Below are 24,703 nucleotides of genomic sequence, written 5' to 3' on the forward strand. Positions count from 1 at the left end.
GCTCATGCTGGGCGGCTCCCCGAGGATCGAACCGGTGGTGATCGTCGCGAGCCTGAGGAGAAGGCGCTTTCACGACAAGGTCGGCGACTGAAGCTTGTCGTACCCCACGAAGGTGAAGAACCGCGTGCCCCGCTGGAGAGGCTGCGGCCGACCGGTGAAACGGTGCACTCCCACGGCCTGGACTTCGCCCGGTTCGCTCACCCACTCGCGTGCGAAGCCACGCTCCTCGAACCAGTCGCAGACCAAGGGCACGCGGTCCGGCGGCTTGCGGTTCCTCGTCCAGATGACCCGGCCGCCGGTCTTGCACAGCTGCGTGCACACGGCGACGGTGCGCTCGATGTCCGAGTCCACGATGTTGCCGAACACCCCGCAGATCAGCACGATGTCGGCCGGCGCCAGGCCGTCGTAGTGATCGAGCAGCGCGGCGTCCCCGGCAACGGCCTCGACCCCGTGCAGACCGGCCGCGTCGGCCGCCTCGGCAGCCAGGGCGACGTTCCGGGCATCGAGTTCCACCAGTCGGGCGCGCACGTCCTGACCGCGTGGATGACCGGGCAGCACTCCCAGCAGATCGCGCCCCTGGCCCGCGCAGAGACTCACCACGCGCAGGGGGCCGGGAGGGCAGTCGTCCAGTGCCAGACGGATGCGCTCCCGCACGGTGGCCAGTCGGCGAGCGAAGGGGGAGTCGGGCGTGTCGTACCGGTCCTGCCACTTCCGCCAGTCCATGCGCGGACCCTACGAGAAGCCCTGGGAGCCCTTCAGCGTTTTCGCAGGCCGCTCACCGGAGATTCACCCGCCGCACCGCGCGACCGAGTCCCGCACCACCACATGCGTCCCCAGCAGCAGATGCTCGTCGGGATTCTCCGGGGTCCGGCCGAGCGCGGTGCGTACGGCGAGGCGCCCCAGCTCCTCGTAGGGGACGTGGACCGTCGTCAGGGCCGGGTGCAGGTCACGGGCGAAGGGGATGTCGTCGTAGCCGGCCAGGGAGACGTCGCCGGGCACGTCCAGGCCGGCCTCGTGCAGGGCGGTGAGCGCGCCGGCGGCGACCATGTCGGTGGCGGCGACCACGGCCGTGAACTCCAGCCCTTGCCCCAGGGCCTCCCGCATCAGACGGTGCCCGGCGTCGCGGGTGAAGTCGCCGTGCAGGAGCAGCGCCGGGTCGGGGTCCAGGCCGCGGGCGCGGTGGGCGGCGAGATAGCCGCGCTCGCGGCCCTGGGCGGTGGTGTGGTCGGAGGCGCCGCCGAGGAACAGCACCCGCTGGTGGCCCTGGGAGAGGATGTGGGCGACCAGGGCGTAGGCGCCGCCTTCGTTGTCGTACTCGATGACGGTCACGGGCGCGCCCGGGCCGAGCGGCGGCCGCCCGCACAGCACCAGCCGGGAGCCCGCCGACGCCAGGGAGTCGGCCATACGGCGGGTGCGCTCGCGGTACTCGGGGGTGTCGGCGGAGCCGCCGACCAGGATCACGGCGGCCGCACGCTGGGCGCGCATCATCTCGACGAACTCCACCTCGTGCTGGACGTCGCCCTCCGTGGTGCACACCAGGCACAGATGTCCGAGCCGCCGGGCCTCCCGCTCCACCCCGTACGCCATGTGCGCGAACGACGGCCCCGTGATGTCCTCCAGCACGAACGCCAGCGTGGGCGTGCCGACCCCCGCGACCGCCTTGGCGCGCGCGTCGGCGACGTAGTCCAGCTCGCGGACCGCCCGCATCACGCGGGTGCGCGTCGCCGAACTCACCGGATACACCCCGCCGAGCACGCGCGAGACGGTCGACGCGGACACCCCCGCGCGGGACGCCACGTCCCGGATGGTGCTGCGCCCCGCGTCCTCGCTCTTCCTGGTCATCTCTGCCTCGCCCCTTTCCCGGGCACCTTCGCCCACCCCCTGGGAACCTGCGGCAACACGACGGCAACCGGTTCCCATGCGGAGGCTAGCAGCGGGTCGTGGGCGGGGACGAGTCCTGTGCGGGGTGGCGGGGGATGGGGTGACGGGTGACGGGTGACGGGGGTGGCGGTGCAGTGCCGGGATGGCGGGATGGCGGGCACGGCCGAAGGCCAGCCCGCCCGCTTGATCGCTACCGCACCGCGGCCAGCGTGCCCGCGATGGAGCCGATCGCCTCCGGACCCACCCGGCAGCATCCGCCGATCAGCCGCGCCCCGGACTCCCGCCACCCCCGCACCTGCTCCGGCGCGAAGGTGGAGCGGCCGACCCAGGTGCGGGCCTCGGCGTTCCAGGCCTCGCCGCTGTTGGGGTAGACGACGACGGGCTTCCCCGTCACACGGGCGGCGGTCTCGACGGCGCCCTCGACATCCTCCGGCACACAGCAGTTCACGCCGACCGCGATCACCTCGTCGGCATCGGCGGCCAGGGCGAAGGCATCCTCCAACGGCTGCCCGGCGCGGGTGCGGTCACCTGCGACGGAGTACGACAGCCAGGCCGGAACCCCGAGCCCGCGCACCGCCCGCAGCAGTGCCTCGGCCTCGTCCGCGTCCGGGACGGTCTCCAGCGCCAGCACGTCGGGCCGGGCCCCGGCCAGCACCTCGAGCCGGGGCCGGTGGAAGCGCTCCAGCTCGTCCACGCTCAGCCCGTACCGCCCCCGGTACTCGGAGCCGTCCGCCAGCATCGCCCCGTAGGGTCCGACGGACGCGGCCACCCACAGCGGCCGCGTGACGCCCCGGCCCTGCGCCTGCCGGGCCGCCTCGCGCGCCAACTCCACGCTCAGCGCGAGGAGTTCGGCCGCCCGCTCATGACCGATCCCGCGCTTCGCGAAACCCTCGAACGTGGCCTGATAGCTGGACGTGATCGCCACGTCCGCCCCCGCCTCGAAGTAGGCGAGATGCGCCTCGGTGATCGCCTCGGGCCGCTCCGCGAGCAGCCGCGCCGACCACAACTCGTCGCTCAGATCGTGCCCGGCCGACTCGAGCTGGTTGGACATGCCGCCGTCGAGCACGACGGTCCCGGCGGCGAGGGCTTCGGCGAGGGTGATGGTGCTGGTCATGGTGACGACGGTAGTCGAGACGGGGTAGGTGTCCGGCATGTGGGACATCCGTGGGGGGATCTAGTTCGACTGGGCGTTCACCGGCGACGCCGCCCTCGGCGAGGACCTCGGCAACTACCTGCCCGACTCCGTCTTCGACCTGTTCGTCCCGGCCGCGCGCCTGCCCGGGTACGCGGCGGCGGCCTACGAGGCGTACCTGCACGGTCTGCGGGAAAGCGGTTGGCGGGGCGACGAACATCTCGTACGGCTGGCGGTGTGCGCCTCGGCCGTGAAGTACGACTGGCTCACCGCCCTGATGCTCGCCCGGGCGGGCGAGGAGCAGATGGACTACGGCGGCCGGGGCACGGTCTCCGCCGAACTCCGCTACCGCGAACGCGGGTTGACCCTCGCTTTCCTCGCCGAGTGGGCCGCCGAGGCGCGTGCTCTCGCCCCCCGCCTCGGCTTCCCGGAGCCGCCGAGCGGCCGCGGCTGACCGGCTCGGCCAGGGGATGCCGCCAGGGCCCGCACCGCCGCCCTGATCCAGAAGGCGCCACCTACGCCGCGTGCCGCCCGCCCCGGCGGCGTCCGCCGGCCCGACCGAACCTCGTCGCCGGTATCGCGAGACCGACGAGCAGGCCCGCCGCCAGGACGTACGGCCACCAGCCGAGGCCGCTGCTCGCGGCGCTCGCGGTGCGGGTGCCGGGGGAGGCGACCGTGTCGGCTGCCGTGCGGGGGGTGTCGGCGCTGGGGGAGGGGGTCGTGGTGACGGCGGTGAGGACCACGTCGTTGCCGTCGCCGCCCCGGTAGCTGATCCGGTAGGTGGTGTCGCCCAGCTGGAGCTTCTTGCCCTCCTTGAGGCCGGTGAAGGTGCCGGTCGTCTTCGCGCCGCCTCGGTGGTCGAGGACGGTGATCTTCCCGGCGGGCTTCGTCGAGGTGGCGGCGGCCGCGAGGTCCAGGCCGCCGGCCAGGCGGACCGTGCCGGTCACCTTCAACGGGCCGTCGCGCAGGACGAGTTCGCCCTTCGCCGACTGGGTGTAGTCGCCGGAGACGGTGAGGCCGCTCGCGACCACGCCGTCGTTCGTCACCGCTCCCTTCACGGTGCCCTTGCCGGTCAGCGTCTTCGCCTCGCCCACGCGCAGCCCCGAAGCCGACGCGTCCAGACGGGACTTCGCCGAGGTGAGCCGGATCGCCTTGCTGCGGGCGAGCGTCGCGCCGCCGCGCAGGGCGAGGGTGCCCTTCTTGACCGTCGTCGTGCCGGTGTACGTCACGGCGCTCCCCGTCAGCGTCGTCGTCGCGGCCCCCGACTGGGTGAGCGACCCACTGCCGCCGATCCGCGACAGGGACAGCGCCTTGCTCGTGTTGTTCAGCACGAGCGAGCCGTTGTTGACGACTTTGTAGAGGTCGCCCTTCGTGTAGAGCCCGCCGTCACCGCCGGACCTGCCGCTGCCCAGCCGCAGCACGGCGCCCTTCTCCACCGTCGTCGAGCCGTTGTAGTACTGCACCGCGGCGAAGGTGACGTCGTTGCCCTTCGTCCCCTTGATGACGATGTCCCCGGCGCCAGGCGCGGACAGCGTGTCGTGGAACCGGCCGCCGCCGATGGGGGCGCCCAGCGTCACCGGTCCGTTGTAGTCGAAGGTGAGGAGCGAACGGGAGCGTGCCGCCAGCAGGTTGATGTAGACGGTCTCGGCGGTCCCGGGCATGAAGATCTTGTTCGTGGTCCCGTTCCCCCACTGGACGTTCGCACCCTTGATGTTGGTGCCGCGCTTGTTGACGTTCTTGCGCGCGGGCGTCCAGTTCAGGGACGGGTCGCTGAGCGAGGGGTTGGTGTCGCCGCCCTGGTCGGACCAGCTGTACTGGCCGGTCAGGACGACCTTGCTGCCGGGCCGGGACTGGACGTTGATGTCGCTGCCGTACTCCCGCTGGTAGAAGTCCATGCCCATGGTCACGGTCTGGCCCAGCGGGGTGTCCACGGTGTAGGTGCCCTGGTTGAGGATCTTGCGCACATTCGGCAGCGACGTCGCGAACTCCGGGCGGCCGGCGTTGACCTGCGTGCCGTTGTCGATCACCCCGGAGAAGGAGTGGGTGCCCGACAGGTCCCACGTGCCCCAGAGGAAGCGCGGCTGGGCGATGAGCCCGGAGCCGCTGATCGTGCCCAGGTTGTAGGCGCTCTTCAGCGACAGCCGCAGGGTGCCGTCGACCCGGATGTTGTCCTGGTTGAGCCGGAACGCCGGGGTGTTGTACGGGAAGTGACCGATCAGTCCGGTCGTACCGCCGTTGCCGTACTGCAGGGTCGCGCCGCGCTCCACCGTGATCGCCGGTGGGTCCGCATCGGTCGTGGTGACGTACGGGTGGTTGCCGCCGAGGACGCTCACCTTCTGCCGCTGCCGGGACTTCGGCAACGTGAAGTCGCTGTCCCTGGTCAGGATCAGCGTCCCACTGCCACGCACGGTGAGCGTGCCCTCGCCGCGGAAGACGCCGTCGTACGTCGTCGTCCCGGCCGGCACGGTGACGACCGTGTCGCCGCTGAGCGTGACGTCCCGGTCCGCGAGGACGTCGGCGGTCACGTCCCGGCCGGCGGCGGCCGCGGGGGGAGCGGCGACGGTGAGGGCGGCGACCGCCGCGAGGGCGCCGAGGGCCGCTGCTGTCTTGTGGGTATGGCTGCGCACGTCATGGGAGACGGATGGGGAGGGCGCCGATAACAGAAAATCGCGGCTCTTTGGAAAGCGCTCTCCCCGTCACGTCGAACCCGTTGACCTCCTGCTTCCACACCCTTACCTTTTCGGCGTTCGTAATTACAGATCATGTCCGTCATTTCGAACACCTCCCCCCTCTGAGAACCCCGAGAGGCAGTCCGCATGAGCCGCGAAGACGACCTGCCCCAAGCGCCGTCAAGCCCCCAACTCCCCACCCGCAGACTGCTGCTGAAGGGCGCCGCAGCCGCCGGCGCCCTGACCGCGGCGTCCGCCCTTCCCGGTGTCGCCCACGCCGCGTCCCCGAAGGCAGCCCCCTACGTGAACCCCCTTGTCCAGCAGCGCGCCGACCCCCACATCCACCGGCACACCGACGGCTTCTACTACTTCACGGCCACCGCCCCCGAGTACGACCGCATCATCCTGCGCCGCTCCCGCACTCTGAAGGGCCTGTCCACGGCCGCGGAGTCGGTCATCTGGCGGGCCCACGCCACCGGCGACATGGGCGCCCACATCTGGGCGCCGGAGATGCACCGCATCGGTGGCAAGTGGTACATCTACTTCGCCGCCGCGCCCGCCGAGGACGTGTGGAAGATCCGCATCTGGGTCCTGGAGAACTCCCACCCCAACCCCTTCAAGGGCACCTGGGTGGAGAAGGGCCAGGTCAAGACGGCCTGGGAGACCTTCTCCCTCGACGCCACCACCTTCACCCACCGTGGCACCCGCTACCTGTGCTGGGCGCAGCACGAACCCGGGATGGACAACAACACCGGTCTGTTCCTCTCCGAGATGGCGAACCCGTGGACCCTGACGGGGCCCCAGGTGAGGCTGTCCACACCCGAGTTCGACTGGGAGTGCATCGGCTACAAGGTGAACGAAGGCCCCTACGCCCTCAAGCGCAACGGCCGGATCTTCCTCACCTACTCGGCCTCCGCCACCGACCACCACTACTGCGTCGGCATGCTCACCGTCGACGCGGACGCCAACCTCATGGACCCGGCCAGCTGGGCCAAGTCCCCCACTCCGGTCTTCACCAGCAACGACACCACCAAGCAGTACGGCCCCGGCCACAACTGCTTCACCGTCGCCGAGGACGGCCGCAGCGACGTCCTCGTCTATCACGCCCGCCAGTACAAGGAGATCGTCGGCGATCCGCTGAACGACCCCAACCGCCACACCCGCATCCAGAAGCTCGGCTGGAACCCGGACGGCACCCCGGACTTCGGCATACCCGTGGCAGACACTGCGGCCGACGCGACCGTGAAGGAGGGTGCGTGAGATGAGACGTGCGTACGCGGTTCTGCTCGCCCTCTGTCTGGCCCTGGCCGGCGCCCTGGCCACCGCGGGACCGGCCCAGGCGGCACCCCAGACCGTCACCAACGGCACGCAGTTCACCGATACTTCGGGCAACCCCGTGCACGCGCACGGCGGCGGGGTCATCAAGGTCGGCTCCTACTACTACTGGTTCGGCGAGCACCGCAACGCCGACAACACCTTCCGGTACGTGGACGCCTACCGCTCCACCGACCTGAAGAACTGGGAGTTCAGGAACCACGTCCTGACCCAGTCGAGCGCCTCGGAGCTGGCCACCGCCAACATCGAGCGCCCGAAGGTCATGTACAACGCCTCCACCGGCAAGTTCGTCATGTGGATGCACAAGGAGAACGGCACTGACTACAGCGAGGCGCGAGCCGCCGTCGCCGTCTCCGACACCGTGGACGGCAACTACACCTGGCAGGGCAGCTTCCGCCCGCTCGGCCAGCACATGTCCCGCGACATCACGGTGTTCGTCGACACCGACGGAACCGGCTACATGGTCTCTGCCGCCCGCGAGAACTACGACCTCCACATCTACCGCCTGACCAGCGACTACACGGGCATAGCCGCCCTCGTCGCCGACCCCTGGCACGGAGGCCACCGCGAGGCCCCGGCGCTGTTCAAGCGGAACGGCGTCTACTTCATGCTGACGTCCGGCGCCACCGGCTGGAACCCCAACCAGCAGCAGTACGCCACGGCCACCAGCATCGCGGGTCCGTGGACGGCCATGACGAACATCGGCGACTCCACGACCTACGGCTCGCAGACCGCGTACGTCCTCCCCGTGCAGGGCACTTCGACCACCTCGTACCTCTACATGGGCGACCGCTGGGGCAACTCCTTCGGCGGCACCGTCAACGACTCCCGCTACGTCTGGCTGCCGCTGACCTTCCCCTCCTCGACCTCGATGTCCATGTCCTGGTCCCCGGAGGTCACCATCGACACGGCCACCGGCTCGATCAGCGGTACGAGCGCCACGTACAACACGCTGATCGCCCGGCACTCGTCCAGGTGCGCCGACGTCACCAGCCAGTCGCTGTGGCAGGGCGCCCAGCTCAAGCAGTACGACTGCAACGGCGGCAACAACCAGAAGTACTGGTTCAAGTCGGTGGGCAGCGGCTACTACCAGCTGATGGTCAGGAACAGCTCCCTGTGCGTCCAGGAGAACGCGAGCACGGTCACCCAGGAGAACTGCAACGCCTCCTCGACCGGCCAGCAGTGGTCGCTCACCACCACCGGCTCCTACGTGAACATCAAGTCCCGGGCGACCGGCGAGTGTCTGGACGTGAACGGCGCGTCCACCGCCAACTCGGCCGCCATCATCACGTACACGTGCAACGGCGGCACGAACCAGCAGTGGACACGCGGGACGTGAGGTGCCGTCAGGCGAGCAGGTCGATCGCGTCGATCGCCGTGCCCGCACTGAGATAGCCCGTAGTCCCCGAACCGCTCACCACGTCGATCTTCAGCACGTTGTACTGGCTGGTGTCCGTCTGCCAGGCGGACGCCGGCACGCTGTACGTGAACGTGTTGTTGTTGCCCCGGTACGAACCGTTGGTCAGCGACCGGGTGTTCGGCTGGGTGGGCGGGGAGGGGATGGCGGACGTCCAGGCGCCGTTGACCGACACCTGGGGCCGGCCGTTGGCGTACGCCGTCGTCACGCCGATCCGCAGGGTGTGCGCGGCCGCCGCCTGGGCCGCCGTCAGCCGGAAGTACACCAGGATGCCGCTGTTGACGTCCTTCCAGAGGTAGCAGGGGAAGGACGCCGTCTCGTTGTTGCCGATGACGACGTTGCCGGTCCACGAGGCGGCCCGGACGTCGGAGGGGTGCGCGTACGTCATCAGGTCGGCGTTCTTGAACCCGCTCGGCGTGCCGTTCCAGTCGCCGATCCGCCAGATCGCGGCGGCGTTGCTCGGGTCGTTCGAGGACGGGATCGCGATGGTGTTGAGGGTGGTCGTGCCGCCCGCGGTGACCGACACCGAGGTGGTGTACACGGCGAGTTCACCCTTGAAGACGGTCAGCGTGTACGTCCCCGGCAGCACACCCCCGATCGAGAAGTAGCCGTCCGAGGAACGCGCCGAACCCCAGTACTGCGCCGCCGAGTTGGCGAGCCCGACCGTGTACGCGTGCGCCGTGTTCCGCCCGGATATCCCGACCCCGGCCACCCGGCCGCGCCCGCTCGCGCCGACGTACCCGGACATGCCGAGCGAGTCCGCCCACGAGGTGGTGAGCGTGCCCGGGAACAGCGACGACGAGGGCGCCCCGCCGTCCGTGAGGGCGATGACGTACGGGCCCTGGAGGCCGAAGCGCTGGGCCTCGGTCTGGTTCTGGCCGTAGTACAGGATCTCGTACAGGCCGCCGCCGTCCGCGCTCTGGTGGCGCAGGAGGGAGCGGTAGAAGGGGCCGCCGGACGCCTTCTCGTGGTTGCTGCGCACGATCCACAGGCCGACGCCGCCGCTGGACCAGCCGACGTAGTTGTAGTCCATGACGCGCAGCTTCGAGTAGTGCTTCGAGCGCGTCTGGCCGTCGGACTTCCGGAACACGTCGGAGGCCTCGATGGTGGTGGGCGCGTAGGTGTAGGAGTCGGGCTCGTCGTTGAGGAACAGGCCCGGCCGGGTGCGCAGGATGTAGCGCGTCGCGGAGACCGACGTGTCGGCCTTGTTGGTCCACAGGTAGATGTTGTTCTCGCCGCTGCGGGCCGCGTAGTAGTGCCGCAGCGTGCCGTACGCCACCGAGATCAGGATCGTCGAACCCGACTGCCGGATCGACACGGTGGAGCTGCCGAGGCCGGACTCGATGTGCGAGTTCATGCCGCCGTAGCCCTGGTACTCCGTGCCGCGGTAGACCAGCGAGGTCAGGTCGCCGTTGGACTTGCGGACCTTGAAGACGAGGTTGGCGCCGGTGTCGACGACGTAGTTCGAGCCGTCGTCGCTCCAGCCGAAGGCCGCGGCGGAAGCGGTACCGCTCAGCGCGGCCGTGCCTGCCGCGGCCGCGGTGCCGAGCACGAAGGTGCGGCGTCGGACCGGTCTGTCGGTGGATCCGGACATGGGGGGTGCCTCCTTCGAGGGGTGCGTTCGAGGTGTGGGGGTGGTGCGGGTGAGAGCGAGGGTGACAGTTGAATCGATTTCGCGAAAGGGCTTTCGTAGCGGAGAAGTTGGCAGTCATGTGAAATCGACCCGAGGTCTAGAAAGCGCTTGCAGAAACGGGTACGGTCCAGCGCCAGGCCTTGTCGTCCGTGAAGGAGCCGACGAATGAGACGTTTCAACCGTGCCGTCCTGGCGGCGGTGACGCTGAGCACCGGCCTGTCGGTCCTGTCGGCCGTACCGGCCCAGGCGTACGGCGCTCAGCGTCCCCTCGGCATCGAGAACTGCACCGCCGACGCCTGCCACTTCGACGTCCCGCCCGGCACCTACGACGTGCGGGTCCTCCTCGGCGGCGAGGCCGCGTCCAGCACGAGCGTCACCGGTGAGACCCGCCGCGCCCTGCTCCCCGAGACGGCCGCCCCGGCGGGCGAGCGCGTCGCCCGCAGCTTCACCGTGAACGTCCGCACCCCCGAGGGCGAGCCGACGGGCCCCGAAGGCACTCCCGGCCTGGACCTGCTCCTCGGCGGCTCGGCGCCCGCCCTCGCCGACATCAAGGTCACCCCGGCCCGGCACGCCCGCCAGATCTTCCTCGTCGGCGACTCCACGGTCTGCGACCAGCCCGGCGACCCCTACTCCGGCTGGGGCCAGCAGCTGCCCCAGTACCTCCGCAAGGGCGTGTCCGTCGCCAACTACGCCGACTCCGGCGAAAGCACGGTCACCTACCTCGCCGACTCACGCCTGTGGGCCACCGTCCAGCCGCGGATCCGCCCCGGCGACCTGGTCCTGATCCAGCTCGCCCACAACGACAAGACGACCGACGAGGCGACCTACCGGGCGAATCTGGAGGCCCTGGTGGCGGGCGTGCGGGAGAAGGGCGGCGAGCCGGTCCTCGTCACCCCGATCGTGCGCCGCTGGTTCAACGCCGACGGCACGCTGAACAACGGCACGGCCCTGCTCGTGAACGGCCTGGGCGTGGACCACCCGGCGGTCATCCGCTCGGTGGCAGCCGCCCAGGACGTCCCGCTGATCGACCTGACGGCGAGGACGAAGGCGCTGGTGGAGTCCCTGGGCGTAGAAGCCTCCAAGGCGCTGTACCTCTACAACGAGAAGCGGGACAACACCCACACCTCGGTGCACGGCGCCACGGTGTACGCGAACCTGGTCCGCGAGGAACTCGTCGCCCAGCATCTGGTGCCGGAGGGCAAGGTGCGGGTGGGATGAACCCCTGGGGCGCCTCGACCGGAACCGGGGCGCCCCAGGTCTGAACCGAGCCGGCGAGAAAGAGAACCGATGCACCTGCCCCCCGACGACCGCACCCGCAGCCCGCACACCGGCTACACCCGCGCCCACTGGGAGGCGGCCGCCGACGCCCTGCTCGCGGCCACGGAGCCGTACGCCACCGAGGACCGCGCCCTCTACCACTTCCCCGGCGACCGGGCGAGCTGGTCGGGCCGCCTCTCCGACGGCCTGGAGGGATACGCCCGTACGCTGCTCCTGGCGGCCTTCCGCCGGGACGAGACGGCGTTGGAGCGCTACGCCGACGGACTCGCGGCCGGCGTAGCGGGGGTCTGGCCCCGCATCGAGGACCGCAGCCAGCCCCTGGTCGAGGCGGCGTCGATCGCCCTCGCGCTGCGCCTGACGCGGCCGCTGCTGTGGGACCGGCTCGACGACGGGGTACGGCAGCGGGCGGCGGCCTGGCTCGCAGACGCGGTGACGGCCGAAGCCTGGCCCTGCAACTGGGAGCTGTTCCCGGTGACGGTGGGTGGCTTCCTCCAGGAGATCGGCCACGAGGCCGAGGAGTCGCGCAAGGCGATCGACCGCGGGCTGGAGCGCATCGAGGACTGGTACGTCGGCGGCGGCTGGTACACGGACGGCGACGGCCGGAAGTACGACTACTACAACGGCTGGGCGATGCACCTGTACCCGGTGCTGCACGCCTGGCTGGCGCAGGACGAGCGGCTGTCGGAGCTGTACGGGGGCCGGCTCGCACGGCATCTGGAGGACTACGCCCGCCTGTTCGGCGCCGACGGCGCCCCCATGCACCAGGGCCGCTCCCTGACCTACCGTTTCGCGACCACGGCCCCGCTCTGGCTCGGCGCCCTGACGGGCCGTACGCCGCTCACGCCGGGGGAGACCAGGCGGCTGGCCTCCGGCGCGCTGAAGTACTTCCTGGAGCGGGGCGCGGTGAACGCGGACGGCCTGCTGACCCTCGGCTGGCACGGCCCCGACGAGACGGTCCTCCAAGGCTATTCGGGCCCGGCGTCCCCGTACTGGGCGAGCAAGGCCTTCCTCGGCCTGCTCCTGCCGCCGGACCACGAGGTCTGGACGGCGACGGAGGAACCCGCCCCGTCCGAGCGCGCGGACGCGCTCACCGCGATCGCCGCCCCCAACTGGCTGCTCCAGTCGACGAGTTCGGACGGCCTGGTCCGCCTCCACAACCACGGCAGCGAGGACGTCCGCTACGACCCGTACTACACGCGCCTGGCCTACTCGACGGTGACGGCGCCCTCGTCGTCGTACGACAACAGCGTGATCGTCGGCGACGATCCGCGCCGTACGGACATCGTGCCGCTGGGGGTGGGGGAGGGCTGGGCGGCCTCCCGGCACTCGGTCGGCGAGGGGATCCGGGTGAGCAGTGTGGTGCTTGCCGAGGGCGCGGTGGAGGTGCGCGTCCACCGGGTCGTGGGCGCGGCTCCCGGGACGGTGGTGCGGGTGACGGGGTGGGCCGCGGGGGAGGGCGTCGAGGCGGAACTCGCGCCCGTGTCCGGGGTGTTGAGGGACTCGGAGCCGAATGCCCTGCCGGGTCTGACAGGAGTGACGGGGGACGGCCCCACCGTGTTCGTCGCCCTCGCCCGCCTCACCGCCGAGCCGGACCCCGTGCCGCTTCAGGAGCTGGTGTCCGTACAGGTGGCGGGGACCGGCGAGATCCACGTCCGCTGGAGTGCGGGACGCGAGGTGCGGGTGCGGCTGGATGAGAACGGGGTGGGCGTCACGCCCTTCTGAGCCTGCGAGGTCGATTGTCAGTGGTGGCTGGCAGCATGGTGATCATGAGCCGGATCATCTCGTACAGCACCGCTGACAAGGCCGACGTCGTGGGGTTCCTCGGAGCCGCCGGGAACCTCACCGCCGACCAGGAGCGCATCCTCGGCATGATGCGCGAGAGGGCGAGGAAGAGCCAAGTCGAACTCGACCGCCAGGGCCTCGACCGGGGCCTGTCCGTCCCCGACGCGCTCGAGCACCTGGTGGCCGGTCACGCGAGCTCGGACGCGGAGTACGCGGCCGGCGCCTACTACCGCGCCCTCCAGCACATCATCGACTGCAATGCGTCCGACCCGTACGACCTGGGCGTGTACTCCAAGCCCTCGACCTTCTTCGGCCTGCTCGACGACGAACTGCGCCGCCTGGACGTGAGCGGGGATCTCCTGCTGCACGACCACCTGTTCGCAGGGCCGCCGCAGGAGATCCCCTTCCACATCCCGTATCCCGTGGACGGCCCGCACATAGGCATGTTCCCGTTGGCCAAGGCCAAGCCGGCCGCCGACGCCTACCGGGCCGTGCTGGACCGGATGGACGCGGACTTCCGGTACGACGTCCAGGAGATCATCGACAAGCTCGACTTCGAGCACACCGAATGGGAGTACGCCACGAAGAACATCGACTGGTACACCCAGGACACGATCTTCTTCTCCATCACGGGCTGACCGGGCGCCGCTCAGGGCTTCAGGGCTTGAGGCGCGCGATCCGCAGTGTCGTGGAAGTGGGGGAGGCCCCGGTGAGCGGCGACGCGTACGACGGGGTGACCGGGACGTACGCCCACGTCAGCGTGCCGTCCTTCTGGACCGCGATGTCGCCGGTGATCCGGGTGCCGACGACCTTCGTGGCGCTCTGGAACTTGCCGTCCCAGTCGATGAGCCGGAAAGACGTGCCCGCGAAGGTGCCGGTGCAGGTGCCGTTCGCGCACTTGGCGTTCTTCAGGGACTCCCAGGACAGCAGGAGGCGGTCCTTGCCGTACGGGGCGAGGCGGACGTTGACGTGCTCGACGCCCTTGGTGCTGGACAGCTGGATCGCCTTGCCCGCCGGGGTGCTGCGGTTCTTGAGGAAGGCGAGGGCCACCTGGTGGGTGCTGGTCTTGGGCGTGACCGTCCAGCCGCGTCCGCTGGAGTCGGCGGGGTTCTTCTTGGCCGACGCGGCGCCGCGGGAGGCGAAGGCGGTGGCGTAGCGGCCGGTGGCCGACTTCACGAGGTCACCGGTACGGCTCGCGAACGTGCCGCCGCAGTAGCCCGCCCAGCACTGCTCGCGCTGCACGACCGGGGCGTTGTCGGGCGCGCCGATCCCCGTCGACACGAACAGCCCCGAGCGCCAGTCGTCGAAGCAGAGGGAGGTGAAGGCGCCGGTCTTCTCGGCGTGCAGGGCGATGCCCTCGTTGTGGCTGCACCCCCAGCTCCAGCCACCGCTGAGCTTGGCACCCTTGGCGCCGATGTACGACAGCTTGTCGCCGAAGTGCCCGTCGGCGAAGCCGCCCGCGCCGTGCACGACGAAGTAGGCGCCGTACTTGGTGCCGTTCCAGGTGAGCTGGCCGTCGAGGGTCGGGGAGGTGTCGTTGGAGGAGGTGCCGGTCAGCTTGGTGCGGAAGGTCTGCTTGCCGTTCGTGTAGCGGATCAACGCGGCTGCCGTCTCCTTCCACTTGTTGGTGTCGGCGACCCGGGTCAGCAGCGCGAAGCCGTCGTTGTGCGCGACCAGGCCGCCGACCTCCTTGGTGCCCTTGACGACCGTGTCCGCGCCCGAGCGCTTGCCGGCGGCGGTCAGCGGTGTGACGTGGATGCCGTCCGAGGCGGGCCAGGCCACCCGCAGGGTGCCGTTCGGGGCCACCGCCGTCGCCGTGCGCGTCCACTCGCGGGTGTTGTTGTAACCGGCCGACAGGTAGGGGAACTTGGCCGGCAGGTTCACCGTGGTGGTCGTGGGGGTGAGAGCGGGGGCCGTGGTCGTGGCGGCCCCGGCGGTGGCGTACCAGGCCCCGAGCAGGGCGGTGGTGGCGGCCAGACCGGCGATGAGGGGCCGGCGGGCGGCGTGCGCGCGGCGATGGCCGGGCGCGCCGGATGCGGACACGGACGTGGTGCGTCTTGCGGAAGTCATGTACCCCGGTCGCCGCCCGAGCCGACAACGTTGCTGAAGTTTCACATATGTGGTCCGGATCACTTCGGCCGGTACCGAAACGACCGGCACCTAGCGTGCGGAGCATGACCGAAACCGCCCGTCGGGCCCCTCCGCAGCCGTCACCGCCATGGTCGACCACGTCCTCACCCTGGCCGCGACCTGGCCGAACTGGAACGGCGAGCCCCGGCACGTCGACGACCGCGTCCACACCCCGCACAAGGCGATCCGCCGCGTCGCCGACCACCTGATCGACCACCTCGCCGAACTGGAAGCCCGGCTCGTGGGCGAGGAGCCCCTGCCCGACCACTGGCACGCCTCCGCCCTCACCGGCGAGGCGGACCTCGCACCCTTCACCGCCCAGGACCTGGAGGAGGCCCGCAGTCGGCTGACCCGCCTCGCCCGCATCTGGGCGAACCGACTCGACGCCCTGAGCGACGACCAGCTCGACCACTCGCCCGGCGAGGGCTGGAGCTTCCGCGAACTCGCCCGGCACCTCGGGGAATCGACGTACTACGCAGACGCCGTGGGCGACCTGTCGTGACCCTTTTCGCCGACCTCCACCGCGCAGCCGAGCCCCTCCTCCTTCCCAACGCCTGGGACCACGCCTCCGCGACGGTCCTCGCCGCTCAGGGCTTCCGGGCGATCGGGACCACGAGCCTCGGCGTGGCCGCGGCCGCCGGTCTGGCCGACGGGGCGTCCGCGACCCGCGACGAGACCCTCCGGCTCGCCCTGGCCGTCGGCTCGGAGCCGTACCTGCTCTCCGTCGACGCGGAGGACGGCTACAGCGACGATCCCGACGAGGTGGCGGAGTTCGCCCGGGAGCTGGAGTGCGTCGGAGCCGTCGGCATCAACCTGGAGGACCGCCTGGGCCCCGTGGCGCTGCACGCCGCGAAGATCGCGGCCGTGAAGTCGGCGGCACCCGGCCTCTTCGTCAACGCCCGCACCGACACGTACTGGCTGGGCGACGGAGCGGAGACCGACGAGCGCCTCGACGCCTATCAACAGGCGGGCGCCGACGGTGTGTTCGTGCCAGGACTCACCGAACCCCGCCGGATCGCCGCCCTGGTGAGCCACCTCCACGTCCCCCTCAACATCCTGTACACCCCGACCGGCCCCACCGTCCCCCACCTGGCCGACCTCGGCGTCCGGCGCGTCAGCCTCGGCTCGCTGCTCTACCGGCGGGCGCTGGGCGCGGCGGTGGAGGCGGCCGCGGACATCCGGGCGGGCCGCACACCGCGGGGGGCCACCCCGTCGTACGACGAAGTGGACGCGCTCAGCCGCCGGGGCGACCTGACTCACAGCGACGGACCGTAGGTTCCTGTTAGCGTTGACTCTTTCCCGGGTATCAGACCCTTTGGACTCATCACCGGCGAGGGACCGAGGAACCATGACCATGGACATCCCCGGCGACAGGCGACTGGCGGCCGCCGTCGTGATGGACGACAAGCAGCGCGTGCTTCTGGTGCGCCGCAGCGAGAAGGAGCGGTTCCTGCCGCGGGTGTGGGGTGTCCCCTGCGGGAAGCTGGAGCCCGGTGAGAGTCCCGAGGACGGTGCCCTGCGGGAGCTGAAGGAAGAGACCGGACTGCTCGGCGAGATCGTCCGCAAGGTCGGCGAGTCGTCCTTCCTCAGCGACTACCGGGGGCACGAGATCAAGAACTGGCAGGACAACTTCCTGGTCAGGCCGTTGTCCGCGAGCCTCACCCTCCCCGAGCCGGATCAGGACGCGCGGTGGCTCGGCCGGTCCGAGCTGACCAGCGTGGAGATCGACGCGTACAACCTCGACATCGTGGGCCAGGCCTTCACCGAGTCCTGAGCCCACCGGGCCACCCCGGCCCCTTCCGCACGGCGAAGCGATCACACAGGGAACGCATAGGGAAAACCCTGCGGGAGCCGGCACGCTCTTGTCGCAGCTGCCCCCAGGCGCTTCACTTGGCGCACCCCCCCACAGGAGAACACCCAAGCTCACCTGCAGAAGGGTCAGTTCTTTTGTCAGCCATACGCGCCACCGCCGTCACCGCGGCGGCCTGTGCGGCCGTGCTCGCCACGGCGCTGCCGTCCTCGGCCATCAACTCGTACAACGCGACGCCCGCCCCCGAACGCACCGAGGTCGGCGCGCTCGTGGCCACCTGGGACAACGACGGCGATCCCGCGACCCCCGACCGGGTCGACTGGGTCTGCTCCGGCACCATGATCGACGCGGACACCTTCCTGACCGCCGCGCACTGCACCACCGACTGGCCCGACAACGTGAGGTTCTACGTCTCGCTGGACCAGGACGTGCAGACCGGCCTCGACGCCGCCGCCAAGAAGTACCCCGGCGACCCGGCCGCCCAGGCGAGGGCCGTCGCCGTCCCGGGCACCGCCCACAGCCACCCCGACTACCCCGGGCCCGCGTCCGACACCCACGACATCTCGGTGATCGAACTGTCCGCCGCGCAGGCCAAGTCCCGCTGGACGTTCACCCCGGCCACCCTGCCCACCGCGAACCAGCTCGGCGCACTCGGACCGCGGGGCCTGAACGCCACCGACTGGTTCGTCGCCGGATACGGCACCCAGGAGGCCGTCAACGGCCCCGGCGGCCAGACCCACCCCGGCGGCGGCGTCCGGATGAAGGCGCCCGTCACCTTCGACGCCCTCAACGACTCCTGGGCACGCCTGGCGATGACCGCGCCGCAGGGCAACGGCGGTGCCTGCTACGGCGACTCGGGCGGCCCCAACTTCGCGGTGATCGGCGGCAAGAACGTCCTGGCCGCCACCACGATCACCGGCGACACCCCGTGTTACGCGACGAACGTGACGTACCGCCTGGACACCCCGGGCGCCCGCGCCTTCCTGTCGCCGTTCGTGAAACTCCCGTAACCCGTGCCGACCCCGGCCGCCCGGCGCACGAAGCCGACGGGCGGCCGGGGTCACCGTGTGCCCCGGGTGCCGTGAGCCGTCACAAGGCCCTGAGCCGCTCCGCCAGATCGCTCAACGCCTCCAGATAGTCCGGCACATCCAGCGGCACCTTCTCCACCGCGCCCGGATGCGGGCCCGCCGCCGTGAACACGTCGGTGTGGCGCCGCCGGCCCGCGCCGGTCTCCAGGAACAACGTCACCGTCGGCGTGTCCGTGTCGCACCAGGCCCGGTGCAGGGTGTGCGCCGGCAGGGCGTACGAGCTGCCCGCCGCGTACTGCCCCACATGTGTCAGCCGCAGCCGCGCCGCGCCGGCCGGCCGCAGCACCCAGTCCGCCGACCCCTCCGCCAGCGACTCCTCGTACCGGGCCGCCGCGACACCGCCGACACCGTCATCGCCGCCCTCGCCGCAGACCTCGTACAGCTCCATGGCCAGCCGGCCCCGTACGACATAAGAGGCCAGTGGCGAGCGGTGGTTGTGGATGTCCTCCTCGCCGATCCCGCCCGCGCTCGGATGCCAGACGTGCGCGCGCAGCATGTGGCGCGGGCCGCCGTCGATCAGCAGCAGCTTGTCGAAGCCGAGGACATGGCGGTACGACAGTCGCGCGCAGCTCGCCGGATCGCCCTCCCCGGAGGCGAGTTCCGCGATCAGCTCCAGCAGCCGGTCGCCGGAGCCGAGTTCGGCGACGACAAAGCGGGCGGCGGACGCCAGATCCTGTTCGGGCAGTTCACCGTCCAGTGCCTCGGCCAGCAGCCTTCGCGTCGCCAGGACCTGCCGACCGCCCATGCACCCATCCTCCAACGACCCGCGCGTGACATCCCGGTTCAGTCACCCGGCTGATACATCCATACGGCATGCGCGCGCAGCGTCGAAAGACCTTGATAGGTCATCCACATGGGCCGCCGCAGCTCGGTGCTGTCGCCCCGCCCCCAGAACCAGACGCCGTCCGTCTGCCCGGCCCACACCGCGGCGACGGCCCCCTCCAGCCGTACCCGCCACTGCTCCTCCAGCCCGTCGGCGCGGGCGATCTCCACGGCGCCCGGCGAGAGCAGGGCGCGCGCCACCCAGGAGGCGGTGAAGTGCCGCACGCTCAGCACCTCGTGTCGCGAGGGGTCGTCCGTGCGCGGCCGGCGTACCTCCTCGTGCAGGTTCCTCAGGTCCGCGCAGGTGTCGTGCGACGCCTCCGGGCAGGTCAGCAGCCAGCGCACGCCGTCCTCGCGGGCGGCGCGCGCCCCGGCGTTCTCGCCGAGGACCCGGGCGGCCCGGTCGAGGGCGACGACCGCCTGCGCGGTGTGCAGCGGGGACGGCCAGCCGTGTGGGGGTTCGAGGCGGTAGCCCCAGCAGCGCAGATGGTCGCGGCGCGGGTCGCTGATCGCGCCGTTCGCGAGGGCCTCGCGCAGCACGGGCAGGACCTCGCAGCGGGGCGCGGCGCGCAGCAGCCCGCGCAGCACGGTCGTCACGACATGGGTCGACTCCCGCCCGGCGCGGTCGAGTTGGCGGGTGAACCCGCTGGTGCACCGGTCCACCTCGGCGGCCAGCCGCTCGGCGGAGGCGCCGGCCCGGGCCAGCGCGCCCAGCACCAGCGCGGTGACCTCCGGACGCGCCTCGGACCCCTGCGAGCGCGCCGACCAGCCGCCGTCCGGGAGTCGCAGCCGCCACAGCGTGTCCACCAGCTCGCCCGTGCTCAGCTGTCCGTCGGGCACGCCGAGGTCGAGCATGATGTGCAGGCCGTACGCGGTGCCGACGGGGGTGGGGCGAGAGGGCGAGGTCTCGCCGAGGGAGTGCGGCCAGCCGGTGAGCCGGCCGCGCTCAGGGTCGTCCACGACGGTCACTTGGTCGACGAGGGACGCGTAGGCGGAGGCGAAGGCCCGGGGGAGCGGTCCGGGTGCCCCCGGCGCCATGGCGGCGGGTCCCACGGCGGGGCCCGGTGCTCGCTCGCCGGCCGCCGCCCGGGCCCGCAGCAGCGCCGCCGCCAGCCAGGCCGCTACGGAGGTGCCGAGTCCGCTGATGCCGGCGATCAGATAGCGGGCGGCCGAACCTTCGAGGGAGCCGGGCAGCACACTGAACAGGAACTGGAACACGCCGTACCCGGCGGCCACGCATCCGAGGCCACCGAGCCAGCCCACGAAACGCGCCGGGGGCGAGCTGTCCTGGGTCTCTTCGTCGGGAGCGGGAGGTGAGGGACGGGGCTGCCGGGACCTCAGGGGGCCGCGTCCGAGCTGCTGTTGGGACAAGACGCACTCCCTCCCCCGTGGCGGCGACGTGTGACCTCCGCGAAGCTTCCAGTCTAAGTGGTCAGGGTGACAACTGGGGCGGCCGTCGGTCGGGCTCGCGCCGCGGCCAGTTCACGAGCGCCACGTGCAGGGCGTCGACGGCGCGCTCCCAGGACTCCTGGACGGCCCGGGGGGCGCCGAACGCGCCGGTGGACTCCAGGGCGCAGTAGCCGTGGAAGGTGCTGCGCAGCAGGCGGACGGCGTCGGTGAGGTCCGGTTCTTCGAGGCCGTAGGCGCGGAGCATGCCGTAGGTGATCTCGGCGGTGCGGCGCATGGCGGGGGCGTCGGCGACGAGGGCCTGGTCGATCTGTGTCTGGGTGGCCGCGTATCGGCCCGGGTGCCGCAGCGCGTACTCCCGGTAGGCGTCCGCGAAGGCGGCCAGCGCGTCCTTGCCGGCGCGTCCGGCGACGGCGGCGGCGATCCGGTCGATCATCTCGCCGCCGGCCAGCAACGCGACCCGCGTGCGCAGGTCCTGGAGATTCCTGACGTGCGAGTACAGGCTCGCGTCCTTCACCCCGAAGTGCCGGGCCAGCGCGGACAGGCTGACCTTCTCGAACCCGACCTCGTCGGCGAGGTCGGCCGCGGCCGCGGCGAGCCGGTCGGCGGTGAGTCCTGCGCGGGCCATGGGCTGGCTGACCTCCGGATGTGTGACCGGGCCTGAGTCCCCCAGGGGCTCCAGGCCCCTAGGGTGCCTAGAGCCCCTAGGGGGCATCCTAGTGAGGTCAGAGCTGCGGGCCACGTGGGACTCCACCGCGGCCGGCGGTCAAGCGGGTGCCTGCACCGGTGCGACGCGGGTCAGCCTCAGCCCCCTCGACGGCTCCTGGAACGCCGGATCCTGAAGCTGCCAGCCGTACTCACCCAGGCGCTGTGCCACATAACCGGCACCCACGGCACGGTAGGAGCGCAGGGGGATCTTGGCCTGCGGCTGCTTCCACTTGACCGATTTGGTGAGCTTGGCCTCGACGCGCGCCTGGTAGAAGGCGACATCACCCTCGTGGCGGAGCTCGGGCAGCGTCACGAACCAGCGGGGCCACCACGGGAAGACCCTGAACACCGCGTCGATGAACCTCTCGTATCCCTGCTCCACGCCGGGTATCAAGCTGAGCAGTTCGATCACGAAGGCGAAGGCCAGCAGCGCCAGCGCGAGGGCTGTGCACAGCAGCCAGTGCACCGGCGCGTAGACCGTGGTGAGCAGGAACTGACAAGTCAGCCGAGTGGTGCCGCGCACGGGCAGGGGGTCCCAGGACGGGTCGCGATGCATGAGGTTCTTCCCAGAGGGGACGACGAGCGGACGGGCAAGGGCCGTTCGGGCGGCGGCTGTTGACATTGTGCCGTGCCGCCCGCCCGCGTACGGCTGCGGGGGCGGGCGGCCTCGCACCGGTCCGTCAGCCGATCGGCGCGTACAGCACTCCCAGCTTGTCGATCTCGTCGCCCGACCGGCCCGTGAACCCGACGATCTGCCAGCCGGAGGGTGCCGTGAAGGTCTTGCTGTCCGAGGTCGCCGTCCCGGCGGACAACGTACGTCCCTTGTCCGTCGTGAACGACGCCGAGAAGATCCGCGTACGCCCGTCCTTCTGCCCCTGGGTCAGCTTTACGGCGGTGAGGTGCTCGCCGGAGGCCAGGGTCAGGGACGTCGCCGTGCCTCCCGTGCCGCCGTGGGTGAGGGCCGTACCGCCGTCGTGCGTCAGGGACACCGCGTCCAGGCGGGAGCCGCCGCGCAGGGCCAGGGTGCGCGGGGACGGCGAAGCCGGCAGGTCGTCCGCGTCGTTGAAGGCCGTGCCGTGGGGGCCGCCGAAGAAATCGCTCGCCTTCAGGGAGGAGTTGAGCGTGTAGGAGAAGTCGACGGTGTGCGGGAAGTGGTCGGAGAGGTGCTCGCCGTCCTCGCGCAGGAAGTTCGCCCAGTCGTTGTTGTAGCGGGTGGCGTCGAGGGTGAGCAGCTTGCTGCCGCGGTACAGGACCTTGTCGACGACCTCGCAGTCGTTGGTCGGGGCCGTGGCGTCGCAGAGCAGCGCGTCGCTCCCGGCCGCCGGGGGCGTCCCGCCCTTGACCAGCTTCACCCACGCGTCGGTCAGCCCGTTCTCGGCGGCCAGGGTGCGGATGTTGTCGCCGGTGCGGGTGTAGCGGGTGTTGGTGTCGCCCATGACGATCACCGCGTTGCCGGAGGAGTTGGCCTGGATGAAGTCCGACAGCTGCTCGACGTTGGCGCGGCGGGCGGCGAGCGCGGCGTCGTCGGCGTCGGCGTTGGTGTGCACGTTGTAGAGGTCCACGAACACGCCCTCGGCCAGGCGCACCCTGGCCAGCGTGAAGCCCTTCGGGGTCAGGCAGTTGGTGCCGGTGCAGTCGTTCCACTTCACCCGCTCGAAGTCCTCGAAGGGGAGGTCCGAGAGGGTGTTGAGCCCGTCGCCGATGCCGGCGCCGCCGCTGGTCGCCGTGCGGTGCGGGTGGGTGTCGTTGGCGTACAGCGACGCGTGGTAGTTGAAGTCCTCCTGGACGTTGACGATGTCGTACGGGCCCAGTCGCTGACCGATCAGCGGCGTGTTCGTCTCGGGATCGCTGTCGCCGAGGCCGAGCGGGAGGCCCGCGATGTTGTACGTCAGGACGTTGAAGGAGCCGGACGTGGCGGCGTCGGCGGGGGCCGCTCCGGTGGTGGTGAGTCCGGTGAGGGCCAGCGCGGCCGCCGCGAGCGTGCCTATCAGTCTTCTCATGGTGGGGGTGTCTCCAGTGAGGGCGAAGAAGGTGAGCGCTGCTCAGGTTCACTGGTGAACAGAGTGACGTACAAGAGAGGTTGGGGAAACAGTGAGAGAGGAACCGGAGGCTTCAGCGACCGAAATTCCCGGCGAACAGGTAGTCCTTCGCTTCTGTGACACTTGGGAAAGTCGGAAAGACCCTTATCAAGCCGGTTATCCTGAAAATCTTCAGAATTCTGTCCTTGGTCAGGCTGAGGCTCAGCGCGCCCCTGTGGGCGCGCACTCGCTTCAGGGCACTGACCAGGGTGCCGAGGCCCGTGGAGTCCAGGAAATCGAGGTCGTCGAGATCCAGGACAAGCAGCCAATATCCGTCACTGCAGGCCTTTTCGCAGGCCTCTCGCAGAAGCCGATGAGTGTAGACGTCCAACGTTCCGGCAAGCTTCAACACGGCCATGTGGGCCGACACCTGCTCGAACTCGATGGTCAGCTTCTTGTCGCTGGATCGGATCGTCCTGCGTTCGGTGCGGCTGATTTCACTGACGTCGATCGCGGGTCGGCCGTCTCCGTGATCCGGTGGGGCAGCGGAGCTGTCGCCGCCGGACCGCGCGCCCTCGGCGACGTGCTTCCCGCGCGCCATTGCCGCAGTCAGCGTGCCCACCACGCCGAGAACCACAACCGTCAGCGTTCGCTTCTTCAATGAAGCCCCCTAGCGATCAACCCGTTCTGACGCAGCGGTCGCGCGACGGGGCGAGCACCTCTCCCCGTACCCGCTGCAAGTCCCGGGCACCCACGCGTACTTGCAGGTGTGACGCACGGCCGTCATCCGTTCACCCCCGTGTAGTGCCTCAGGCTCCACCGCCACACCAGCCGCGCCGCCAGATACCCGGCGATCCCGAGCAGTGGAGACGCCGCCGCCAGCCAGTACGGCACCCCGATGTCGTGGTCGTGGCCGGTCAGGACGGCCGTCGGGAGGTAGGCGACGAACGCGAGCGGAAGGGCGTATGTCAGGAAGCCGCCCACCGCTCGCGGGAGGACGTTCAGCGGGTAGCTGCCGAACGTGCCGAGCAGTTCCTCCAGCCACCGGCTCCAGTAGTCCGCGGCCGGGAAACGCAGGCAGGCACTCGCCACCACCGTGAACAGGGCCGCCTCCAGCAGCATCCCGCCGACGATCGCGGCGATCAGATACGACACCCGGCCCGCCGTCCAGTCCAGGTCGCTGCGGCTGAGCGCGCCCACCATCAGGCCTGCCGCGACCAGCAGGTCACCGATCGCGTTGGTCGGGAAGAAGGCGAGCTGGACCTGGCGGTGCACCGGCATCGGGCGCAGGAGATAGACATCGATCTTCCCCTCCTGGATCTGCCGGCCGATGAAGTGCATACGTCCCAGCAGGAGCACGAACAACCCGTGCGCGAGCATCCGGATCGCCGGGATCAGCAGCACGTCCGAGCTGTCCCAGCCGCCCATCCCGGTGAACCCCCCCAGCAGCACCGTCGCGAACACGATCACCGACACCTGCCAGATCGCGCCGATCGCGATCATCAGGAGAAACTCGGTGCGGTACTCCATCGAGGCACGGATGTTGAGCAGGGTGATGCGCCCCATGACGCGCAGGGATTTCATGGCCTTGAG

At 70.7% G+C, this 24,703-nt stretch carries 23 protein-coding genes; 10 read left to right on the top strand and 13 right to left on the bottom strand.

From position 1 onward, the window contains the following. Positions 1-69: 69 nt before the first annotated feature. From ACIREI_RS42935 to mmuM, 3 genes are all read right to left on the bottom strand, one after another. On the bottom strand, positions 70-723 hold the full coding sequence (locus ACIREI_RS42935) for a class I SAM-dependent methyltransferase (protein WP_403345413.1): 654 nt from the start codon (positions 721-723) through the stop codon (positions 70-72). A 63-nt stretch (positions 724-786) separates the two neighbouring features. Then, on the bottom strand, positions 787-1,842 hold the full coding sequence (locus ACIREI_RS42940; RefSeq protein ID WP_403345415.1) for a LacI family DNA-binding transcriptional regulator: 1,056 nt from the start codon (positions 1,840-1,842) through the stop codon (positions 787-789). Positions 1,843-2,071: 229 nt separating this feature from the next. Further along, a complete protein-coding gene (gene mmuM, locus ACIREI_RS42945; protein ID WP_403345417.1) occupies positions 2,072-2,995 on the bottom strand; it encodes a homocysteine S-methyltransferase in 924 nt (307 codons plus the stop codon). 268 nt (positions 2,996-3,263) lie between these two features. On the opposite strand from mmuM, the gene ACIREI_RS42950 reads away from it, so the two are divergent. Beyond that, positions 3,264-3,467 (top strand): hypothetical protein, encoded by a 204-nt coding sequence (locus ACIREI_RS42950; RefSeq protein WP_403345419.1) that lies wholly within the window; start codon positions 3,264-3,266, stop codon positions 3,465-3,467. Positions 3,468-3,528: 61 nt separating this feature from the next. On the opposite strand, the gene ACIREI_RS42955 is transcribed toward ACIREI_RS42950, so the two are convergent. Beyond that, complete coding sequence (locus tag ACIREI_RS42955) at positions 3,529-5,640, bottom strand: autotransporter (RefSeq protein WP_403345421.1); 2,112 nt, start codon at positions 5,638-5,640, stop codon at positions 3,529-3,531. Between the two features lie 189 nt (positions 5,641-5,829). On the opposite strand from ACIREI_RS42955, the gene ACIREI_RS42960 reads away from it, so the two are divergent. After that, positions 5,830-6,942, top strand: coding sequence for a family 43 glycosylhydrolase (locus tag ACIREI_RS42960; protein WP_403345423.1), 1,113 nt, complete (start codon positions 5,830-5,832; stop codon positions 6,940-6,942). A gap of 1 nt (position 6,943) precedes the next feature. Beyond that, complete coding sequence (locus ACIREI_RS42965) at positions 6,944-8,356, top strand: RICIN domain-containing protein (protein WP_403345425.1); 1,413 nt, start codon at positions 6,944-6,946, stop codon at positions 8,354-8,356. Positions 8,357-8,363: 7 nt separating this feature from the next. Here ACIREI_RS42965 and ACIREI_RS42970 read toward each other — a convergent pair whose 3' ends face one another. Then, positions 8,364-10,028 (bottom strand): rhamnogalacturonan lyase B N-terminal domain-containing protein, encoded by a 1,665-nt coding sequence (locus tag ACIREI_RS42970; RefSeq protein ID WP_403345427.1) that lies wholly within the window; start codon positions 10,026-10,028, stop codon positions 8,364-8,366. Positions 10,029-10,232: 204 nt separating this feature from the next. Here ACIREI_RS42970 and ACIREI_RS42975 point away from each other — a divergent pair, with 204 nt between their 5' ends. The 3 genes from ACIREI_RS42975 (at position 10,233) to ACIREI_RS42985 (ending at position 13,765) form a co-directional block, all read left to right on the top strand. After that, positions 10,233-11,285: a rhamnogalacturonan acetylesterase gene (locus ACIREI_RS42975; RefSeq protein ID WP_403345428.1), complete on the top strand. Its 1,053-nt coding sequence runs from the start codon at positions 10,233-10,235 to the stop codon at positions 11,283-11,285. A gap of 69 nt (positions 11,286-11,354) precedes the next feature. Beyond that, entirely contained in the window at positions 11,355-13,067 is a 1,713-nt protein-coding gene (locus ACIREI_RS42980; protein WP_403345430.1) for a DUF2264 domain-containing protein, read from the top strand. A gap of 44 nt (positions 13,068-13,111) precedes the next feature. Further along, positions 13,112-13,765: a hypothetical protein gene (locus ACIREI_RS42985; protein ID WP_403345431.1), complete on the top strand. Its 654-nt coding sequence runs from the start codon at positions 13,112-13,114 to the stop codon at positions 13,763-13,765. A 19-nt stretch (positions 13,766-13,784) separates the two neighbouring features. Here ACIREI_RS42985 and ACIREI_RS42990 read toward each other — a convergent pair whose 3' ends face one another. Next, positions 13,785-15,197: a hypothetical protein gene (locus tag ACIREI_RS42990; protein ID WP_403345433.1), complete on the bottom strand. Its 1,413-nt coding sequence runs from the start codon at positions 15,195-15,197 to the stop codon at positions 13,785-13,787. Between the two features lie 148 nt (positions 15,198-15,345). Here ACIREI_RS42990 and ACIREI_RS42995 point away from each other — a divergent pair, with 148 nt between their 5' ends. The 4 genes from ACIREI_RS42995 to ACIREI_RS43010 all read left to right on the top strand — a co-directional run bounded on the left by ACIREI_RS42995 (position 15,346) and on the right by ACIREI_RS43010 (position 18,077). After that, positions 15,346-15,759, top strand: a complete 414-nt coding sequence (locus ACIREI_RS42995; RefSeq protein ID WP_403345435.1) for a hypothetical protein — start codon at positions 15,346-15,348, stop codon at positions 15,757-15,759. Next, complete coding sequence (locus tag ACIREI_RS43000; RefSeq protein WP_403345437.1) at positions 15,756-16,532, top strand: isocitrate lyase/phosphoenolpyruvate mutase family protein; 777 nt, start codon at positions 15,756-15,758, stop codon at positions 16,530-16,532. Before ACIREI_RS42995 ends, ACIREI_RS43000 begins: the two co-directional genes overlap by 4 nt. A gap of 73 nt (positions 16,533-16,605) precedes the next feature. Continuing rightward, positions 16,606-17,031: an NUDIX hydrolase gene (locus ACIREI_RS43005; protein WP_403345439.1), complete on the top strand. Its 426-nt coding sequence runs from the start codon at positions 16,606-16,608 to the stop codon at positions 17,029-17,031. A 173-nt stretch (positions 17,032-17,204) separates the two neighbouring features. Next, on the top strand, positions 17,205-18,077 hold the full coding sequence (locus ACIREI_RS43010) for a trypsin-like serine protease (protein ID WP_403345440.1): 873 nt from the start codon (positions 17,205-17,207) through the stop codon (positions 18,075-18,077). 79 nt (positions 18,078-18,156) lie between these two features. Here ACIREI_RS43010 and ACIREI_RS43015 read toward each other — a convergent pair whose 3' ends face one another. The 7 genes from ACIREI_RS43015 to ACIREI_RS43045 all read right to left on the bottom strand — a co-directional run bounded on the left by ACIREI_RS43015 (position 18,157) and on the right by ACIREI_RS43045 (position 24,694). Then, positions 18,157-18,900, bottom strand: a complete 744-nt coding sequence (locus tag ACIREI_RS43015) for a hypothetical protein (protein ID WP_403345442.1) — start codon at positions 18,898-18,900, stop codon at positions 18,157-18,159. A 38-nt stretch (positions 18,901-18,938) separates the two neighbouring features. Further along, on the bottom strand, positions 18,939-20,348 hold the full coding sequence (locus ACIREI_RS43020; protein WP_403345444.1) for a hypothetical protein: 1,410 nt from the start codon (positions 20,346-20,348) through the stop codon (positions 18,939-18,941). A gap of 61 nt (positions 20,349-20,409) precedes the next feature. Further along, entirely contained in the window at positions 20,410-21,012 is a 603-nt protein-coding gene (locus ACIREI_RS43025; protein WP_403345446.1) for a TetR-like C-terminal domain-containing protein, read from the bottom strand. A 138-nt stretch (positions 21,013-21,150) separates the two neighbouring features. After that, complete coding sequence (locus tag ACIREI_RS43030) at positions 21,151-21,648, bottom strand: hypothetical protein (RefSeq protein WP_403345447.1); 498 nt, start codon at positions 21,646-21,648, stop codon at positions 21,151-21,153. A gap of 124 nt (positions 21,649-21,772) precedes the next feature. Continuing rightward, on the bottom strand, positions 21,773-23,092 hold the full coding sequence (locus ACIREI_RS43035; RefSeq protein ID WP_403345449.1) for a jacalin-like lectin: 1,320 nt from the start codon (positions 23,090-23,092) through the stop codon (positions 21,773-21,775). A 112-nt stretch (positions 23,093-23,204) separates the two neighbouring features. Beyond that, positions 23,205-23,711 (bottom strand): anti-sigma factor antagonist, encoded by a 507-nt coding sequence (locus ACIREI_RS43040; protein ID WP_403345494.1) that lies wholly within the window; start codon positions 23,709-23,711, stop codon positions 23,205-23,207. A gap of 182 nt (positions 23,712-23,893) precedes the next feature. Continuing rightward, positions 23,894-24,694 (bottom strand): ABC transporter permease, encoded by an 801-nt coding sequence (locus ACIREI_RS43045; protein ID WP_403345495.1) that lies wholly within the window; start codon positions 24,692-24,694, stop codon positions 23,894-23,896. Between the last annotated feature and the right edge of the window lie 9 nt (positions 24,695-24,703).

The sequence above is a fragment of the Streptomyces sp. NPDC093591 genome (assembly GCF_044764885.1).
Classification (GTDB): Bacteria; Actinomycetota; Actinomycetes; order Streptomycetales; family Streptomycetaceae; genus Streptomyces.